The sequence below is a fragment of the Micromonospora auratinigra genome (genome assembly GCF_900089595.1).
Classification (GTDB): Bacteria; Actinomycetota; Actinomycetes; order Mycobacteriales; family Micromonosporaceae; genus Micromonospora; species Micromonospora auratinigra.
In genome coordinates this window covers 3,820,164-3,837,624 of the sequence record NZ_LT594323.1, presented here as the reverse complement: position 1 = coordinate 3,837,624, position 17,461 = coordinate 3,820,164, and the positions used below count along the sequence as shown (strand labels likewise).

General features: G+C 73.7%; 12 protein-coding genes, 1 pseudogene and 1 riboswitch. Of the genes and pseudogenes, 7 read left to right on the top strand and 6 right to left on the bottom strand.

Annotated features, from left to right (window positions below; genetic code table 11):
- Positions 1-307 precede the first annotated feature (307 nt).
- The 4 genes from GA0070611_RS17015 to mce form a co-directional block, all read right to left on the bottom strand.
- Positions 308-2,407 (bottom strand): coiled-coil domain-containing protein, encoded by a 2,100-nt coding sequence (locus GA0070611_RS17015; RefSeq protein ID WP_091665351.1) that lies wholly within the window; start codon positions 2,405-2,407, stop codon positions 308-310.
- Between the two features lie 169 nt (positions 2,408-2,576).
- The gene (locus GA0070611_RS17010; protein WP_091665348.1) at positions 2,577-3,830 is read right to left on the bottom strand and encodes a DivIVA domain-containing protein; all 1,254 of its coding nucleotides are present in this window, start codon (positions 3,828-3,830) and stop codon (positions 2,577-2,579) included.
- 274 nt (positions 3,831-4,104) lie between these two features.
- Complete coding sequence (gene ccrA / locus GA0070611_RS17005; RefSeq protein WP_091673050.1) at positions 4,105-5,460, bottom strand: crotonyl-CoA carboxylase/reductase; 1,356 nt, start codon at positions 5,458-5,460, stop codon at positions 4,105-4,107.
- Between the two features lie 291 nt (positions 5,461-5,751).
- Positions 5,752-6,225 carry a methylmalonyl-CoA epimerase gene (gene mce / locus GA0070611_RS17000; protein WP_091665346.1) on the bottom strand — a complete coding sequence of 158 codons (474 nt, stop codon included), beginning with the start codon at positions 6,223-6,225 and terminating at the stop codon, positions 5,752-5,754.
- Positions 6,226-6,287: 62 nt separating this feature from the next.
- Here mce and GA0070611_RS16995 point away from each other — a divergent pair, with 62 nt between their 5' ends.
- The 3 genes from GA0070611_RS16995 (at position 6,288) to GA0070611_RS16985 (ending at position 9,420) form a co-directional block, all read left to right on the top strand.
- Complete coding sequence (locus GA0070611_RS16995) at positions 6,288-7,487, top strand: acetyl-CoA C-acetyltransferase (RefSeq protein ID WP_091665344.1); 1,200 nt, start codon at positions 6,288-6,290, stop codon at positions 7,485-7,487.
- A gap of 115 nt (positions 7,488-7,602) precedes the next feature.
- On the top strand, positions 7,603-8,538 hold the full coding sequence (gene meaB, locus GA0070611_RS16990) for a methylmalonyl Co-A mutase-associated GTPase MeaB (protein WP_407940443.1): 936 nt from the start codon (positions 7,603-7,605) through the stop codon (positions 8,536-8,538).
- A 162-nt stretch (positions 8,539-8,700) separates the two neighbouring features.
- Positions 8,701-9,420, top strand: coding sequence for a hypothetical protein (locus tag GA0070611_RS16985; protein ID WP_157740340.1), 720 nt, complete (start codon positions 8,701-8,703; stop codon positions 9,418-9,420).
- Positions 9,421-9,463: 43 nt separating this feature from the next.
- Here GA0070611_RS16985 and GA0070611_RS16980 read toward each other — a convergent pair whose 3' ends face one another.
- The gene (locus tag GA0070611_RS16980; RefSeq protein ID WP_231921150.1) at positions 9,464-10,066 is read right to left on the bottom strand and encodes a GNAT family N-acetyltransferase; all 603 of its coding nucleotides are present in this window, start codon (positions 10,064-10,066) and stop codon (positions 9,464-9,466) included.
- Positions 10,067-10,079: 13 nt separating this feature from the next.
- A riboswitch (SAM riboswitch) is annotated at positions 10,080-10,189 on the bottom strand.
- A gap of 115 nt (positions 10,190-10,304) precedes the next feature.
- Here GA0070611_RS16980 and GA0070611_RS16975 point away from each other — a divergent pair.
- From GA0070611_RS16975 to GA0070611_RS16960, 4 genes and pseudogenes are all read left to right on the top strand, one after another.
- Positions 10,305-10,718 (top strand): Asp23/Gls24 family envelope stress response protein, encoded by a 414-nt coding sequence (locus GA0070611_RS16975; protein ID WP_091665337.1) that lies wholly within the window; start codon positions 10,305-10,307, stop codon positions 10,716-10,718.
- Positions 10,719-10,815: 97 nt separating this feature from the next.
- Complete coding sequence (locus GA0070611_RS16970; protein WP_091665335.1) at positions 10,816-12,504, top strand: acyl-CoA mutase large subunit family protein; 1,689 nt, start codon at positions 10,816-10,818, stop codon at positions 12,502-12,504.
- 198 nt (positions 12,505-12,702) lie between these two features.
- The gene (locus GA0070611_RS16965) at positions 12,703-13,623 is read left to right on the top strand and encodes a tetratricopeptide repeat protein (protein ID WP_091665332.1); all 921 of its coding nucleotides are present in this window, start codon (positions 12,703-12,705) and stop codon (positions 13,621-13,623) included.
- Positions 13,624-13,689: 66 nt separating this feature from the next.
- Positions 13,690-14,886, top strand: a pseudogene (locus GA0070611_RS16960) (arginase family protein); the annotation flags it as partial.
- A 477-nt stretch (positions 14,887-15,363) separates the two neighbouring features.
- Here GA0070611_RS16960 and GA0070611_RS16955 read toward each other — a convergent pair.
- Entirely contained in the window at positions 15,364-17,322 is a 1,959-nt protein-coding gene (locus GA0070611_RS16955) for a penicillin-binding transpeptidase domain-containing protein (protein ID WP_091665329.1), read from the bottom strand.
- Positions 17,323-17,461 lie beyond the last annotated feature (139 nt).

Here is a 17,461-nt window from a genome sequence, read left to right as displayed (position 1 = left end):
CCGGACCCCCGGGCCCCGCCGCCCGGTCGCCCGGCCCGGTCCGGCTGCACCGGGATGACAAGTGTCAGAAGCGATATGCCTGTGAGGCAGGAAAATGCCGCAGAGTCATATTGCTCTTCACTGATGTGCCAGGCGGCGGGGCACGCGAGGAGAGCACCGCGCGGTGGAACGTTCCGTCGCCCGTCGCCCGTCGCCGGTCGCCGATTGCCGGCGCAGGCGGTGTCGGTCGCCCGGCGCCCGCCCCGGGCGGTGGCGCGGCGTCGTCGCCCGTCGCCCCGCCGGGCGGCGCAGGCGACGGGCGGTCCGGTCAGTCCTTGTCGACGGTGACGGCGCTCGGCTTGGCGCTGCGCTCGTCGGTGGTGGGCTTCGTCGGGCGCTTGCCGTTCTCGCCGGTGCTGGTGATCTTCGTGGGAGTGGCGGTGCGCCCGCCCTCGCCGGGCACGGCGGCCACCGTCGGCTCGCCGTCCACCCCGGCGGTGGCGGAGCCACCGTCCACGGTGGTGACCGGCTCGGCGACCGGGCGGGCCTTGGTGGCCCCCGCCGGCACCGGCTTTCCGTTGGTCGATCCGTTCGTGGCCGGCACCGGCTCCGTGCCGCCTGCCGGAACCGCCGGCTCCGTGCTCGTCGCGGACGCGGTCGCACCGCCGTCGGGGGAGACCGAGGCGATGCCCCGGACGGTCACCGCCGCGCCGTCCTTCGGCGAGGTGGCCGCCGCCTTCCCGGGGTCGGCCTTGCCCTGGCCGGCCTTGCCGGTCGGGCCAGTCCCGCCGTCGCCGCCGGCCGCCGCGGCCAGCTCGTCCGGGTCGACCGGGGTGGCGGCGAGGCCCGCTCCGGTCCCCGCCAGCTTCAGCTCGGCCAGCCGGCGCTGCATTTCGTCGGACTCCTGCCGGGACTTCCAGGTCTCCGTACGCAGGTCGGCCAGCTCCTGCTGGGCCTGGGCGATCTCCAGCATCACCTGGGCCAGCTGCTGGCGGCCGGCGGCCACCTCCTGCTGGGTCGCCGCGAGGTGCTGCTGGGTGGTGGCCAGGTGCTGCTGGGTGGTGGCCGCGTACTCCTCGAACTGCCGGCGCGAGGCCGCGACGTGCTCGTCGGCCTTGCGGCGCTTGTCGGCGGCGTCGGTCTCGGCGCGCTGCAACAGCTCGGCGGCCTCCTCCTCGGCCCGCCGGCGCATGGTCAGCGCGTCCTGCTCGGCCGCCTGGCGGACGGCGGCCGCGCCCTGCTCGATCTCCGCGTGCCGGGCGGTGTACGCCTGCTCCAGCTCGTCCTGCCGCTTGGTGTGCTGCCGGTCGAGCTCGTCGCGGCGCTTGGCGTACTCCTGCTCGGCGGCGGCGCGGCGCTGGGCCAGTTCCTTGTCGGCGGCGTCCCGGCGGGAGTTGACCTCCTGCTCGACGCCGGCCCGCCAGGCGCCCAGCTCCTGCTGGGTCTGGGCCCGGGCCTGCTGCACGTACGCCTCGGTCTCGGTGCGCATCCGCTGCACGTACGCCTCGACCTCGGCGCGGTTGCGCTTGCCGGCCTCGGCCGCCTCGGTGGTGAGCCGGTTGGCCTCGGTACGCGCCCGACCGCGGGTGGCCTTCGCCGCCTCCTCCGCGTCGTCGACGATCTTCTTGGCCTCGGCCAGCGCCTTGGCGTGCGTCGCGCGGCCGGCCTCGGCGGTGGCGTCGGTCAGCCGCTTCGCCTCCTGCTGCGCCTTGGCGTGCACCTCCTTGGCCGCCTCGCGGAGCTGTGTCGCCTCCTGCTGCGCCGTGGCCAGGGCCTCCTTGGCCGCCTCCCGCAGCCGGGTGGCCTCCTGCTGGGCCCGGTTGTGGATCTCCTTGGCCGCGTCCCGCAGCTGGGTGGCCTCCTGCTGGGCGGTGGCGAGCGCCTCCTGGGCCTTGCGCCGCAGCTGGGCCGCCTCGTCCCGGGCCGTCTTGAGGGTGGTCTCCGCCTCGGTCTTGCGGGCCGCGGTGTGTCGCTCCTCCTCCGCCCGCCGGGCGGCCAGCGCGATCTCGAAGTCCTTGAGCGCCTGCGCGGCCTGCTCGCGGGCCTCCTCGACGATGTGTTCGGCGGCGGCCCGGCGCGCCTCGATCTCCTCGTTGGCGGCGGCGAGGATGTCGTCCGCCTGCTCCTCGGCCATGGCGAGGATCTGCTCGACCCGGGGGCCGAGGTGCCGGAAGGAGGCCCGGTCCACCACGCCCACCTGCTTGCGCACCTGGGCGAGGTCGCGTTGCAGCACCTCGACCTGGCCGGCCAGCTTGTGGATCTGGGTGTACGCCTGCTCCCGCTCGGCCGCCAGGGCCCCGATCTCGTGCTCGGCGCGAGCGACGTAGCGGTCGACCTGTCGTTTGTCGTATCCCCGCAGCGCGGACTCGAAGCTGGGCTCCGTGGTCACATCCCCGCCGAGAGCGAACAGTTCCTCGCCGTGCGACATGCCACCATCCTCACACGCAACCGGCCCTGCTGGGGCGATACGGACCGCCCGGTTGGGACCTACTTCACTCAGGTGGCGAAACGGGCGGGGAAAGCATGACGGCGCGGGGCGGCACCGGTTACCCGGTGTCACCCCGCGCCGCGGCTCATGCCCCGATGCGGGTGGGTGTTCAGCTGGCCGACTCGGCCGTGACCTTCTGCTCGGCGGCCTGCGGCTTGGCCGGCTCCGGCTTGTTGGCGGCGGCCGGGACCCCCGGCACGATGCCGGCGAGACCGGAGAGCATCTGGCCGAGCTGGGAGGTGACGGCGTCCTTCTGCCGGGTGAGGTCCTCGACCTCGCGGCGGGCCGCCTGGGTGGTCAGCTCCGCCTCGGTGCGGGCCTCGTTGAGCACCCGCTGGGCCTCGGCCTTCGCCTCGCTCAGCGTCTTGTCGGCCAGCGCCTTGGCCTTGTCGACGGTCTCGTTGGCGGTGCGCTCGGACTCGACCCGGCGCGCCTCGGCCCGCTGCTCGATCTCCTTGGCGCGCTCCTGGGCGGCGCGGGCCCGCTGCTCGGCCTCGCTGACCAGCTTCTGGGTCTGCGCGACCTGGGCGGCGTGCCGCTCGGACTCCTCGCGCTCGGCCTTCTCCCGGCGCTCGGCGAGCTGGAGCTCCAGGGCCTGGAGGTCCTTGTCGCGCTTGTCCCGGGCGTCGGTGAGCAGCTTGGTCGCCTCGGCGCGCTTCTCCTCGGCCTCCCGGGCCGCCTTCGCCCGCTGCTGGGTGATCTCGCGCTCGGCGGTGGCACGCAGGGTGGCCACCTCCCGCTCGACGGTGGACTTCAGCTCGGCCACCTCGTGCGCGGTGACCGTACGCAGCTGCTTGGTCTCCCGGTCGGCGTCGGCGCGCAGGGTGTCCGCCTCGCGGCGGGCCTGCACCCGGACCTCGGCGGCCTCCCGCTCGGCGGCGGTGCGGACGCTGCCGGCCTCCCGCTCGGCGGTGGCCTTCATCGCGGCCGCCTCGGCGCGGGCCTTGTCGGTGATCTCCCGCGCCTCGAGCCGGGCGGCGGAGAGGATGCCCTCCGACTCGCGCTTGGCCTCGTTGCGGTGGTCGTTGGCCTGCTCCTCGGCCAGCCGGAGGATCTGCTCGACGCGGGTGCCCAGGCCGGAGAGGGTCGGCCGGCTGTTCTCCTCGAGCTGCTTGTTGGTCTCGGTGAGCTTCTGCTCGAGCGCGCCCTGGCGCTGCTCGGCCTGGCGGAGCCGACGCTGCGCGTCGTTCATCCGCTGCTCGGCCTCGGCGCGGGCCTGCTCGGACTGGGTCAGCGCGGCGGTCAACCGGCCGATGAAGTCGTCGACCTGACCGGTGTTGTATCCGCGCAGGCCAACGGTGAAATCGGGCTGCGAGTTCGCGTTATCGAAGAACGCAAGAGGGGAGGACTGCTGCTGGGGCATTGGGACATACTGGCAGACGCCCCAGGGTCCTCCGCAAGAGCGGTGCGCACCTTTCGTGTCCTCATTACATGGTCAACTTCGGGGTCTCCCGGGACCGGACCAAAGGGCGATCTTGGCAGCTCCCGGGCGCGCCGGACGTTACGCAAGGTGAGCACGAAAAGGGCCGCGGGGTCGGCCCGCGGCCCTTTGTCGGCACGTCAGTCGAATGTGTCGGGGACGGCGGAAAGGTAATGCCGCCTCCGCGCTTTGGCCGTGCCGCGATCCTCCGTACGGCTCAGTGGCCGCGGAACCGGTTGATCGCCGTTTCGTGCCGGGCCCGCAGCTCGGTGTCCCGGACGCCGAGGCCGTCGGCCGGCGCCAGGCAGCGCACGCCCACCTTGCCCTGGTGCGCGTTGCGGTGCACCTCGTACGCGGCCTGGCCGGTCTGCTCCAGCGGGTAGGTCCTCGACACGGTCGGGTGCACCTTGCCGAGCGCGACCAGCCGGTTGGCCTGCCACGCCTCGTGGTAGTTGGCGAAGTGGCTGCCGACGATCCGCTTGAGGTGCATCCAGAGGTAGCGGTTGTCGTACTGGTGCAGGAATCCGCTGGTGGAGGCGCAGGTGACGATGGTGCCGCCCTTCTTGGCGACGAAGACGCTCGCGCCGAAGGTCTCCCGGCCCGGGTGCTCGAAGACGATGTCCGGGTCCTCGCCGCCGGTCAGCTCCCGGATCCGCTCGCCGAACCGGCGCCACTCGTCCTGGTCCTGGGTCTGCTCGTCCTTCCAGAACCGGAAGCCCTCGGCGCTGCGGTCGATCACCAGCTCGGCGCCCATCTTCCGGCACAGCTCGGCCTTCTCCGGCGAGGAGACCACGCAGACCGGGATCGCGCCGCCGTTGAGCGCCATCTGGGTGGCGTACCCGCCGAGGCCGCCCGAGGCGCCCCAGATCAGCACCACGTCGCCCTGCTTCATGTTCGCCCCGTGGTGCGAGACGAGCTGCCGGTACGCGGTGGAGTTGACCAGGCCGGGGCTGGCCGCCTCCTCCCAGCTCAGGTGGCGCGGCTTGGGCATCAGCTGGTTGGCCTTGACCACGCACAGCTCGGCCAGGCCGCCGAAGTTGGTCTCGAAGCCCCAGATCCGCTGCTGCGGGTCGAGCATCGTGTCGTCGTGGCCGGCCGCGTCCTCCAGCTCGACGGAGAGACAGTGCGCGACCACCTCGTCGCCGGCCTTCCACCGGGTCACCCCGGGGCCGGTGCGCAGCACCACGCCGGCCGCGTCCGACCCGACCACGTGGTACGGCAGGTCGTGCCGGCGGGTCAGCTCGGAGAGCCGGCCGTAGCGCTGGAGGAACTTGAAGGTGGGCAGCGGCTCGAAGATGCTGGTCCACACCGTGTTGTAGTTGATCGCGCTGGCCATCACCGCGACCAGCGCCTCGCCCGGGCCCAGCTCGGGGGTGGGCACCTCCTGCACGTGCAGCGCCTTGCGCGGGTCCTTGTCCCGGGTGGCCATGCCGTCGAACATCCGGGTGTCCTCGGCGCGGACCACCACGCCCCGGTAGCTCTCCGGTACCGGCAGGCCGGCCAGGCCGGCGAGTTCCCGCTCCGGCTGCGCGGAGCCCTCCGCCGCCATGATCGCTGCGAGGATGTCCTGCACGGTGACCTCCCGTTCGTCGCCCACCCGCACCGGGCGGGCAGGGGTGCTGCCATAGTCGGCGCCGGTACGGCGGGACCACCATGTCGTCGATCGACACATCCGGCACCGGTCGCCGCTCCTGTGGGGCCGGACGTTACTGAACGGTAGCTAGGGTCGGAAGTGCGGTGTGAAAAACTGCATCGACCGATGCGTGGAGCTGTCCGTGGGAACGCGGAAACGCGCACTGCCGCGCCGCGTCCCAGGAAATGGGAAGGGCCCCTCCGGTGCCGGAGGGGCCCTCGGGGTGCGCGGTCAGTGCGTGGCGGCCGGCTCCACCAGCTCGATCAGCACGCCACCGGCGTCCTTCGGGTGCACGAAGTTGACCCGCGAGTCCGACGTGCCGCGCTTCGGCTTCTCGTAGAGCAGCCGGACGCCGCGCTCGCGCAGCGCCGCGCAGGCCGCGTCGATGTCCGCCACGGTGTACGCGACCTGCTGGATGCCGGGGCCGCGCTTGTCCAGGAACTTGCCGATGGTGGAGTCGGGCGACAGTGGGGCGAGCAACTGCACCATCCCGCCCTCGGTGCCCGGGCCGACCGCCAGCATCGCCTCGCGGACGCCCTGCTCCTCGTTGGTCTCGGTGTGCACGCAGCGCATCCCGAAGGTGCGCCGGTAGAAGTCGATCGCGGCGTCCAGGTCGGCCACCGCGACCCCGACGTGGTCGATGCGGCGCAGACCGATGTCTGTGACGTAGTCGGCAGCGGGCTCGACGGGGGAGTTCTCAGCCATGGCGCTAGTCTGACCGAACAATCGTTAAGGCGTACAGCTTGGCACCCCCCTCGGAGGCAGGCATGGCTTCGGTGATCGTCAGCGGCGCGCGTACCCCGATGGGGCGCCTGCTGGGCAACCTCAAGGACCTCCCCGCGACCAAGCTCGGTGGCATCGCGATCAAGGCGGCCCTGGAGCGGGCCGGCGTCGCCCCCGACCAGGTGCAGTACGTGATCATGGGGCAGGTGCTCCAGGCCGGCACCGGCCAGATCCCGGCCCGCCAGGCGGCGGTCGAGGCGGGCATCCCGATGTCCACCCCCGCGCTGACCATCAACAAGGTCTGCCTCTCCGGGCTGGACGCGATCGCCCTGGCCGACCAGCTCATCCGGGCCGGCGAGTTCGACATCGTGGTGGCCGGCGGCATGGAGTCCATGACCAACGCCCCGCACCTGCTGCTCGGCCAGCGCTCCGGCTACAAGTACGGCGACGTGACGGTGAAGGACCACATGGCCCTGGACGGGCTCACCGACGCCTGGGACTGCTGCTCGATGGGCGAGTCGACCGAGCGGCACGGGGCGAAGCACGGCATCACCCGCCAGGAGCAGGACGCCTTCGCCGCGGCCAGCCACCAGCGCGCCGCCGCCGCCCAGAAGAACGGTCACTTCGCCGACGAGATCACCCCGGTGATCATCCCGCAGCGCAAGGGTGACCCGCTGGTGGTCAGCGAGGACGAGGGGATCCGCCCGGACACCACCGTCGAGACCCTCGGCAAGCTGCGCCCGGCGTTCGCCAAGGACGGCACCATCACCGCCGGCAGCTCCTCGCCGATCTCCGACGGCGCCGCCGCGGTGGTCGTGATGAGCAAGGCCAAGGCCAAGGAGCTGGGGCTGACCTGGCTGGCCGAGATCGGCGCGCACGGCAACGTGGCCGGCCCGGACAACTCCCTGCACTCGCAGCCGTCCAACGCCATCAACCACGCCCTGAAGAAGGCCGGCCTGGCCGTCTCGGACCTCGACCTCATCGAGATCAACGAAGCGTTCGCCGCGGTCGGCATCCAGTCCACCCGGGACCTGGGCATCGACGCGGACAAGGTCAACGTCAACGGCGGCGCGATCGCGCTCGGCCACCCGATCGGCATGTCCGGCGCGCGGCTGGTGCTCAGCCTGGCGATGGAGCTCAAGCGGCGCGGTGGGGGCACCGGCGCGGCCGCGCTCTGCGGCGGCGGCGGCCAGGGCGACGCCCTGATCATCCACGTCCCGGCGGGTGCCGACGCGCAGCAGTGAGCGTGGGATCATGTCGATCCCGCGAGCCGAACAGGGGACCTGACCAGTGAGTGAGACCGTCGAGAACGTCCCGGCCACGGCCACCGGCCCGGTGCGCCGCAGCCGGGACGTACCGATGCTGGTGGACCGGGCCCGTGCGGGCGACCCCCGCGCGGTGGCCCGGCTGATCACCCTGGTCGAGTCCGGTGACGAGGTGCTGCCGCAGGTCGCGGCGGCCCTCGCGCCGTACGCGGGGCACGCCCAGGTGGTCGGGCTGACCGGCTCGCCCGGGGTGGGCAAGTCGACCACCACCAACGAGCTGGTCCGGGCGCTGCGGGCGCGCGGCCACCGGGTCGGGGTGCTGGCCATCGACCCGTCCAGCCCGTTCACCGGCGGCGCGATCCTCGGCGACCGGGTCCGGATGCAGGACCACGCCACCGACCCGGGCGTCTACATCCGTTCGATGTCCAGCCGGGGCCACCTCGGCGGCCTCTCCGCGGCGACGCCGCAGGCGGTGCGGGTGCTGGAGGGCGCCGGCTGCGACGTGGTGCTGGTGGAGACCGTGGGCGTCGGGCAGGCCGAGGTCGAGGTCGCCTCGCTGGCGGACACCACGCTGGTGCTGCTCGCCCCGGGCATGGGCGACGCGATCCAGGCGGTCAAGGCCGGCATCCTGGAGATCGCCGACGTCTTCGTGGTCAACAAGGCCGACCGGGACGGCGCGGACGCGACGGTCCGCGACATCCAGGGCATGATCGCGCTGGGCGAGCGTGGCCCGGGGGAGTGGCGGCCGCAGGTGGTCCGCTCGATCGCCGCGCGGGGCGAGGGCATCGACGACATCGCCGCCGCCATCGACAAGCACCGGGACTGGCTGGAGCGCCACGGCGAGCTGCGCCGCCGGCGGGAGGCCCGGGCCGCCGCCGAGGTCGAGGCGATCGCGCTCGGTGTCCTCCGCGACCGGATCGGCTCGCTGCGCGACGGTACGGAGCTGAGCACGCTCGCCGCCAAGGTGGCCGAGGGCGCGATCGACCCGTACGCGGCGGCCGGGGAGCTGCTGACCCAGCTCGGCTCCTGACCCTCGGGATTGACGCCTGTCGCCACGGGGCACTGTGCGCGGCACGAGCTGCCGACGGGGGTACCAGTGGAACCGAGCGGGGAAGCGGGCGGGCACGCGGAGCCGCCGCGAGGTCGGTCGGGACGGCGCTGGACGGTCTCGGCGCTGCTGGTCGTTGGCCTGTTGAGTGTGCTCACCGGGCTGGCGGCGCTGGCGGTGGCCGCGGCCGTGCTCGACCGGGACTGGGCCGCGGCGACCTGGTCCGCGCTGGTCACCCTCTTCCTGGGCGGCGCGGTCGGCTTCCTGCTGCTCGTCGGCCGGCGGGGCAGCGGCGCGGCAGCCGCCCCGGTGGCCGCCCCGGACGGGTCGGCCGGCGCGGTGCGCTTCGGCTACTCCACGGCCGCGTACGGCTGGTTCACCCTGCTGCTGGCGGTCTGCGCGGTGTTCCTGTTCGCCACGGCGCTGGGCGCCGGGGTGGTCCTGGGCGTCGTCCTCTTCGCCGGGACGGCAGTGACCGGCTGGTACCTGCTGGTCATGCTGCGGCACGCGCCCGGCGGGCTGCTGCTCTCGCCGGCCGGGCTGGCGCACCGGGGCCTGACCAGCTTCTACTGGCTGCCGTGGGACGCCGTCCGCAGCGTCGGGACCGAGGCGCTGGGCACCTGGGCGCTGGTGGTGCGGGCCGATCCCTCGCCCCGCAGCGTGCTGCGCCGGCACGCCGGCCGGTTCGACACCGGCGAGCTGGAGTACCTGCCCTTCCTGGTGATCCGCAGCTACTGGCTGGCAGCCGACCGGGAGGTGGTCCGGCAGGCCGTCGACTTCTACCTGACCCATCCGGAGCGGCGCGGTGAGCTGGCCACCGGCGAGGCGGTCCGGCGGATCGCCGAGGGACGGCTCGACTCCTGACCGGTCTGCCGCCGAGCCCCGACCGGGACGCCCGGACGGCCGCTCAGGCCCGGAAGTCCTCCGTCACGTCCGGCCACACCATCCGCAGCTTGCGGGGCGCGCCGTGCAGCCGGGTCGGGTCCCCGCCGGGCGGCGACACCGTCGCGGTCTCCGCGCAGGTGGCCCCGCGGGCGCGGTAGAACTGCCGGGCCGGGGTGTTCTGCCGGAGCACCCACAGGCACATCGCGTTGCCGGTCGCCTGCCCGCTGACGGCCCGGACGGCGTGGCTCAGCAGGCGGGTGCCGACGGCCATCCGGCGTCGATCGTGGACGACGTGCAGATTGTCGACGAGGCTGCCCCAGCGTGGGTCCTCGTCGAGCACGACGTGGACGAAGCCCACCAGTCGTCCGTCGTGTTCGGCGAGGAGGGTCGCGCTGTGGGTCGATGCGGCGAGCCGGGCCGACCACACCGAGCGGCGGTCCGTCTCGAGGTCGCCGTCGAGGTACGAGTCGGCGTACGCACCTCGGTAGTGCCGTCGCCAGCTGTCGGCGTGCAACATCGCGATCTCGGCGGCGTCGTCGGTCTGCGCGAGCCGGATCCGTACCGACGGCGGGTCCCGCCGATCGGCCCTGGTGGTCTCGCCGGAGGAGGACGGGATCGTCGTCACCTGAGCCCCTGTCGTGTCGGATTGCCCGGCGGCGCCGCCGGGCCCGGTCCTCACCCGGAGCACCCCACCCCGACGGGGGGTTGCCGGCCAGCGAGCCGGGGCTTGACGCTGGCACTCATGACCCACCGGACACCGTAACAGCGCGAATCGCGCAACCACCGCGACGACATCGACACCGGCGAAGTACGCTCGCACCGCCCACGGAGCGCGTGGGGCGGACGAATCCGGTGGGGAGAGCATGGCTGACGAGGCGACCCAGGAGCTGTCGGTGCTGCCCAGCGCGGCGGCGGGCGGCGCGACGCACGTCTCCGACGAGGTGGTGGAGAAGATCGCGGTGGCCGCCGCGAAGTCGGTGCCCGGCGTCGCCGAGCTGGGCGGCGACGTGGCGCGCTTCTTCAACGCGGTGCTGGACCGGGTCGGGCTCGACCAGGTGGGCGACGCCCGGCGCGGCTGCTCGGCGCACGTCACCGAGGGCGCGGCGGTGGTGAACCTGGTCCTGGTGATCGACGGTGGCCGGCCGGTGCCCGAGGTGACCGACGGGGTCCGCGCGGCGGTGACCTCGGCGGTCGAGGCGTACGGGCTGCGGGTCGACGAGATCAACATCCGGGTCGACGACGTGGCGCTGGGCGGTCCGCTGACGCCGTCGGCCTGAGCCCGGGTTACCGGCCGGTACGAGTTGACTTAGCGATCGTTCAGGCCAGCGTTCTACACTCGGTCTTCAGTCGAGGACTCGAGGAGGAGCTCCGCGCATGGACGCCGAAGAGATCGCCGCCGGTCGGGCCCGCTGGCAGGCCCGCTACGACGCCGCCCGTAAGCGGGACGCGGACTTCACCACGCTCTCCGGCATGCCGGTCGAACCGGTCTACGGCCCGCCGGAGGGCGTGGCGTACCCGGGCTTCGACCGGATCGGCTGGCCGGGCGAGTACCCGTACACCCGGGGGCTCTACCCGACCGGCTACCGCGGGCGGACCTGGACGATCCGGCAGTTCGCCGGCTTCGGAAACGCCCAGCAGACCAACGAGCGCTACAAGATGATCCTCGGCGCCGGTGGCGGCGGGCTCTCCGTCGCCTTCGACATGCCGACCCTGATGGGGCGCGACTCCGACGACCCGCAGTCGCTCGGCGAGGTCGGGCACTGCGGGGTGGCCATCGACTCGGCCGCCGACATGGAGGTGCTCTTCGACGGCATCGACCTGGCCGGCGTGACCACCTCGATGACCATCTCCGGCCCGGCCGTGCCGGTCTTCTGCATGTACCTGGTCGCCGCCGAGCGGCAGGGCGCCGACCTGTCCAAGCTGGACGGCACGCTCCAGACGGACATCTTCAAGGAGTACATCGCGCAGAAGGAGTGGCTCTTCGACCCGGAGCCGCACCTGCGCCTGATCGGCGACCTGATGGAGTACTGCGCCCGGGACATCCCGAGGTACAAGCCGCTGTCGGTCTCCGGCTACCACATCCGCGAGGCCGGCTCGACCGCCGCGCAGGAGCTGGCGTACACCCTCGCGGACGGCTTCGGCTACGTCGAGCTGGGGTTGAGCCGCGGCCTGGACGTCAACGTCTTCGCCCCGGGCCTGAGCTTCTTCTTCGACTCGCACGTCGACTTCTTCGAGGAGATCGCCAAGTTCCGGGCCGCCCGCCGGATCTGGGCCCGCTGGCTGCGTGACGTCTACGGCGCCACCAGCGAGAAGGCGCTCTGGCTGCGGTTCCACACCCAGACCGCCGGGGTGTCGCTGACCGCCCAGCAGCCGGTCAACAACGTGGTGCGGACCGCCGTGGAGGCGCTCGCCGCGGTGCTCGGCGGGACCAACTCGCTGCACACCAACGCGCTCGACGAGACCCTCGCCCTGCCCACCGACGAGTCGGCCGAGATCGCCCTGCGGACCCAGCAGGTGCTGATGGAGGAGACCGGCGTGGTCAACGTGGCGGACCCGCTCGGCGGCTCCTGGTACGTCGAGGCGCTGACCGACAAGATCGAGGCGGAGGCGGAGGAGATCTTCGCCCGGATCCGGCAGCTCGGCGGCGAGGGCCCGCACCAGATCGGCCCGATGACCTCCGGCATCCTGCGCGGCATCGAGGACGGCTGGTTCACCGGCCACATCGCCGAGTCGGCCTTCGTCTACCAGCAGGCGCTGGAGAAGGGCGACAAGCGGATCGTCGGCGTCAACTGCCACACCGGCACCATCGCCAAGGACCTGGAGATCCTGCGGATCTCGCACGAGGTCGAGCTGGAGCAGCGCCGGGTCCTCGCCGAGCGCAAGACCGCCCGGGACGACGCGGCCGTCAAGGCCGCCGTCCAGCACATGGTCGAGGTGTCCCGGACCGGCGAGAACATGATCCCGGCCATGCTCGACGCCGTCCGCGCCGAGGCCACCCTCGGCGAGATCTGCGACGCCCTGCGCGCCGAGTGGGGCACCTACCGCGAACCCGCCCGCTTCTGACCCACCCCCGTCTCCCGCGATCTTGCATTTGTGGCCCTTTCGGCGCGGCATCTGCCGCATTTGCCGGGGCTGCAAGTGCAAGATCGCGTGGGTGGGGGCGGGTGGGGTGGGAAGAGTGGTGTGAGCAGCGTGAGAGTTGCAACTGTCGCCGTCGCGGTTGATCTGAGTTCAGCGGGACACGTGCGAGACTAGATAACCATGAGCGACCCACGGATCACCTCGTCGATCTTCACCCGCGGCGCGGTCGACCTCAGCGCGCTGCGCAGCACGGCACCGGCCGATTCCCGTCCCACCACACCGGCTCAGGCCGGCCCGCCGACCGGTCTTCCGGGGACACCCGCCGGTGGGTCCGCCGCCGTGATCGACGTGACCGAGGCGAACATCCAGACCGAGGTGCTGGAGCGCTCGCTCACCACCCCCGTCGTGGTCTTCTTCGGCGCCGCGGGCTACCCGGAGAGCGACGAGTTCGCCCCGGTGCTGGAGCGGCTCGCCGCCGAGGGCGCCGGCGCGTGGCTGCTGGCCCGGGTCGACGTCCAGCAGAACCCCCGCATCGCCCAGATGTTCCAGCTCCAGGCCGTGCCGACCGTCTACGCGATCGTCGGCGGCCGGCCGGTCGACGCCTTCCCCGGCGTCATCCCCGAGTCGCAGCTGCGGCAGTGGATCCAGGCCGTCCTCAAGGCCGGCGGCGTCACCGTGGCCGAGCCGGAGGACCCCCGGCTCGCCGACGCCGACGACGCGCTGATGGACGGCGACCTCGACGCCGCCGAGGCCGCGTACAAGAAGATCCTGGCCGAGAGCCCGGCGGACGCCGCGGCGGAGGCCGGTCTGGCCCAGGTCGGGGTCGCCCGCCGGGTGGCCGGCGCCGACCCCCGGGCCGCGCTCGCCGCCGCCGAGCAGGCCCCGGACGACATCGAGGCCCAGCTCCTCGCCGCCGACATCGAGGTGCTCAGCGGCCTCGCCGAGCAGGCGTACGCCCGGCTGGTCGGCGTGGTCCGGCGGACCGCCGGCGACGACCGGGAGAAGGTACGCCAGCACCTGGTGTCGCTCTTCACCATCGCCGGCCCGGACGACCCGGCCGTGGCGTCGGCCCGGCGGGCCCTGGCCAGCGCCCTGTTCTGAGTTCGCAGCACGCCAGCGCGGGCCGGCGTACCGGCCGGCCCGCCCGACCATCGAGGACGGGAGCCCATGATGCGCCGGATCGCCGTCCTCGACGCGCCGACCAACCTCGGCCTGCGCCCACCCACGTCCACCTCCGTCCCGGGCTGCGGCAAGGCACCCGGGGCGCTGCGGGACCACGGCCTGCTGGCCCGGCTGCGGGCCCGCGACGCCGGCTGCCTCACCCCGCCCCGGTACGACCCCGGTGACTGGCGACCCGGCGACGGGGTCTGCCACGCCCGGGAGATCTCCGGATATTCCGTGGCGCTGGCCGACCGGATCGGCGCGATCATCGACCGGGGCGAGTTCCCGCTGGTGCTCGGTGGGGACTGCTCGGTGCTGCTCGGCTCGGCGCTTGCCATGCACCGGCTCGGCGAGGCCGTCGGTGGGCGGATCGGGCTGGTCTTCGTCGACGGTCACTCCGACTTCCGGCACCCGGGCAACGCCTCGTACGTGGGCGCGGCGGCCGGCGAGGACCTCGCGCTGGTGACCGGCCGGGGGCAGGCCGACCTCGCCGCCATCGAGGGGCGACGGCCCTACTTCCGGGACATCGACGTGGTGGTGCTCGGCATCCGGGCGCAGGACGAGTACCGGCTCGACCTCCAGGCCGCCGGCATCACCACCCGGCCGGTCCCGGCGCTGCGCGCCGAGGGCGCGGCCCGCACCGCGCAGTGGGCGCACGAGCAGCTCGCCGACTGCGCCGGCTACTGGGTGCACATCGACGTGGACGTGCTCGACCCGGCGGTGATGCCCGCCGTGGACGCGCCCGACCCGGGCGGGATCGCCTTCGCCGAGCTGGAGATCCTGCTCGCCGGCCTGGTCGACACCCCGCACTGCCTGGGCGTCGAGCTGACCGTCTTCGACCCCGACTACGACCCCGAGGGCGCGTACGCGGCCGAGATCGTCAACACCGTGGTGGCCGGGCTCGCCCCGGTCTCCGCGCCGAGCGCGCTGCCGCCCCGGCTGCTCCCGGCCGACCCGGTCGCACCGGCGGCCCGGCCCGGCAACGGACGCGGCGCCGAGCTGCCCGTCCCGCGCGCGCCGGAGACCGCCCGTCCGGGGTCGGCGGGGCCGGCCGAGCCGACCGGGCCGTCGGGGGTGTCGTCGCGTCCGGTTGACGGGTCGGCCGGGCCGTCGGGGGTGTCGTCGCGTCCGGATGACGGGTCGACCGGGTCGGCGCCGGTGGGCGTCGGAAGTTTGATCGGCCCGGTGGCGCTGTCGGCACCGGTGGGTGCCGGGGTTCCGATCGGCCCGGGGTCCGCCGCTGCGGCCGACGACTCCCGGGCGGGCGACGTCGACGGGGCGGGGGATGGCGGGCCGGCAGACGCCACGACACCGGTCGCCGCGCTGCCCGATCCGTCGGCACCGGGCCGGTTGCGGCGGGTACCCGTCGCCGAGGAGGCACTCCCGGCGGAGGCCGTTCCGGGCCGACTGCGCCGAGTGGTCGACGACGGTCCGCGCCACCCCGGCACCGACATCGCCTGACCCCCGCCGGCCCCACCCTCTCCGCCTGCCCCGCCAAGATCCTGCTCGATCCCGGATCGAGTGGCCGGACGGGCACTCGGGAGCCATTCGATCCACGAACGAGCGCGATCTCGAACCGGCGGGCGGGGCCCACGGTGTGGGGGACACGACGGTGTGGGGGCACGGGGTGGGTCACCGTGCGGCCCGACCTCGTGGGTCGTGGGGCGGCGGGTGGCCGGGTCAGCGGAGGGCGCGGAGGAAGCGTTCGCTGATCGGCACCGCGCTGGACGTGCTGGAGCCGCCCTGCTCGACGAAGACCGCGAAGGCCACGTCGCCTCGCCAGCCGACGAACCAGGCGTGCGTGTGGGCCGGGTCGTTGTCGTACTCGGCGGTGCCGGTCTTGCCGTACACGGGCTGACCGGGGACGTCCTTGAGGGCGCTGGCCGTGCCGTCGGTGACCACCGCCCGCATCATGTCCTTCAGTTGCCGCAGTGACGATTCCTTGAGCGCCGGGCCGGCGGGGGCGGGCTTCGCGGGCGCCGGGTCGAGGACCAGCGTCGGCTGTTCCCAGTGCCCGCGGGCCACCGCGGCGGTCGCGCCGGCCATGGCGAGCGGGCTGACCACGGTGGTGCCCTGGCCGATCGCGGCGGCAGCCTGCTCGGGGCCCGAGCCGTTGGCGGAGACCTTGCCGGTGAAGACGTCCGCGCCCAGGTCCCACTCGCTCTCCAGGCCGAGGGTGCGGCCGGCCTGCGCCAGCCCGTCCGGGCCGAGCTGCGGGGCGAGGGAGGCGAAGGCGGTGTTGCAGGACTTCGCGAAGTCGGTGCGGAACGGCACCGCGCCCAGCTCGAAGTTGTCCGAGTTCTTGAACGACCGCCCCTCGACCGGGAAGAGCTTGGGGCAGGGCACGATCTGGTCCGGGGTCACCGCGCCCTTGTCGAGCAGGGCGAGCGCGCTGACCATCTTGAAGGTGGAGCCGGGTGGCACCTGCGCCTCGAAGGCGAGGTTCTGTCCGGCCGCGCCGGGGCCGTTGGCGGCGGCCAGCACCGCGCCGTCGCTGATCCGTACGGCCACCAGGGCCGCGCGCCGACGCTCGCCGCGCAGCGCCGCGTCGGCGGCGTTCTGGGTGGCCACGTCGAGGGTGGTCCGCAGCGGCTGACCGGCCTTCGGCGCGCTGCGGAAGACCTCGACGCCGGGGGCGGTGGCGCCGTCCGGGGTGGACCGCACGGTGACCACGGTCAGTCCGGGCGCGCCGCGCAGCCGGTCGTCGTACCGGCCCTGGAGGCCGCCGTGGCCCACCAGGTCACCCGCGACGTACCGGTCGGGGTGGGCCTTGAGGTCGTCGGCCTGGGCCGGGTCGACCGAGCCGAGCAGGGCGCGGGCGAACTCCCGGGTCGGGGCGAGGTCGAGCTTGTCGGCCCGGAAGGTGGTGCCGGGCAGGTCGTAGATCCGCGGCTTGATCTGCCGGTACGCCTCGTCCCGCAGGGTGACCACCTCGACGAACGCGTCCGGCTCGGCCTCGCTGAGCCGCTTCGGCAGGTCGGTGAGGTCGACCGGGGGATCCAGCGCGGGCCGGATCGCCTTGAAGGCGGCGTCGAGCCGGCTGACCAGCTTCTTCACGTCGCCGGCCTGGCTGGGTTGCACGCCGACCCGGACCACCGCCCGGGGCGCGACGATCGGGGTGCCCGTGCCGTCGAGGACGCCGGCCCGGGTGGCCGGGTCGCGGCGCAGCGCCAGCCGGTCGCCCCGCTCCAGCTTCTGCTGGACCACCGCCGGTTCCCAGATCACCTGCCACTGGTCGTCGCCGCCCCGGCGCAGCCGGACCGGGTTCTCGTAGGCCCACCGGGCGCCGCCGGGCAGGGCCCAGGCGACCTGGACCCGGGCGTCGGCGATGTCCTTGGTGATCTTCACGTCGCCGGTGCGCCGCAGCTCGGGCGGGCTCTTCGCCAGCTCGCCGGAGAGCGCCTTCAGCTCCTTCGTCACCTCGCTCGCGGCGACCTTGGCGCCGGTCGGGTCGATGAAGCCGACCGCGTGCAGGTCTCCCGAGCGCCAGCCCTTGAGGAAGGCGTCCAGGCTCTGCTCCGGGCCGTCCCCGCCCGAGCAGCCGGCCAGGGAGCCCGCGGCCAGCGCGGCGGCGGCCAGGGCCGCGACAACCGGCCGGAGAGGGGAGCGGAGGCGGCGAACGGGGTACCAGACGGGCATGAACCTGCACGTTAGTACGGCGGACCGGGCACCACCGCCCCGCCGCGGCTCGAGCGCGGGAAGAGCGGCGGGCAGCAGTGTGATGAACATCGCCAGTCGGGGTACTCCTGGGCCGGCCGACCTCGGACCCGCAACGGGT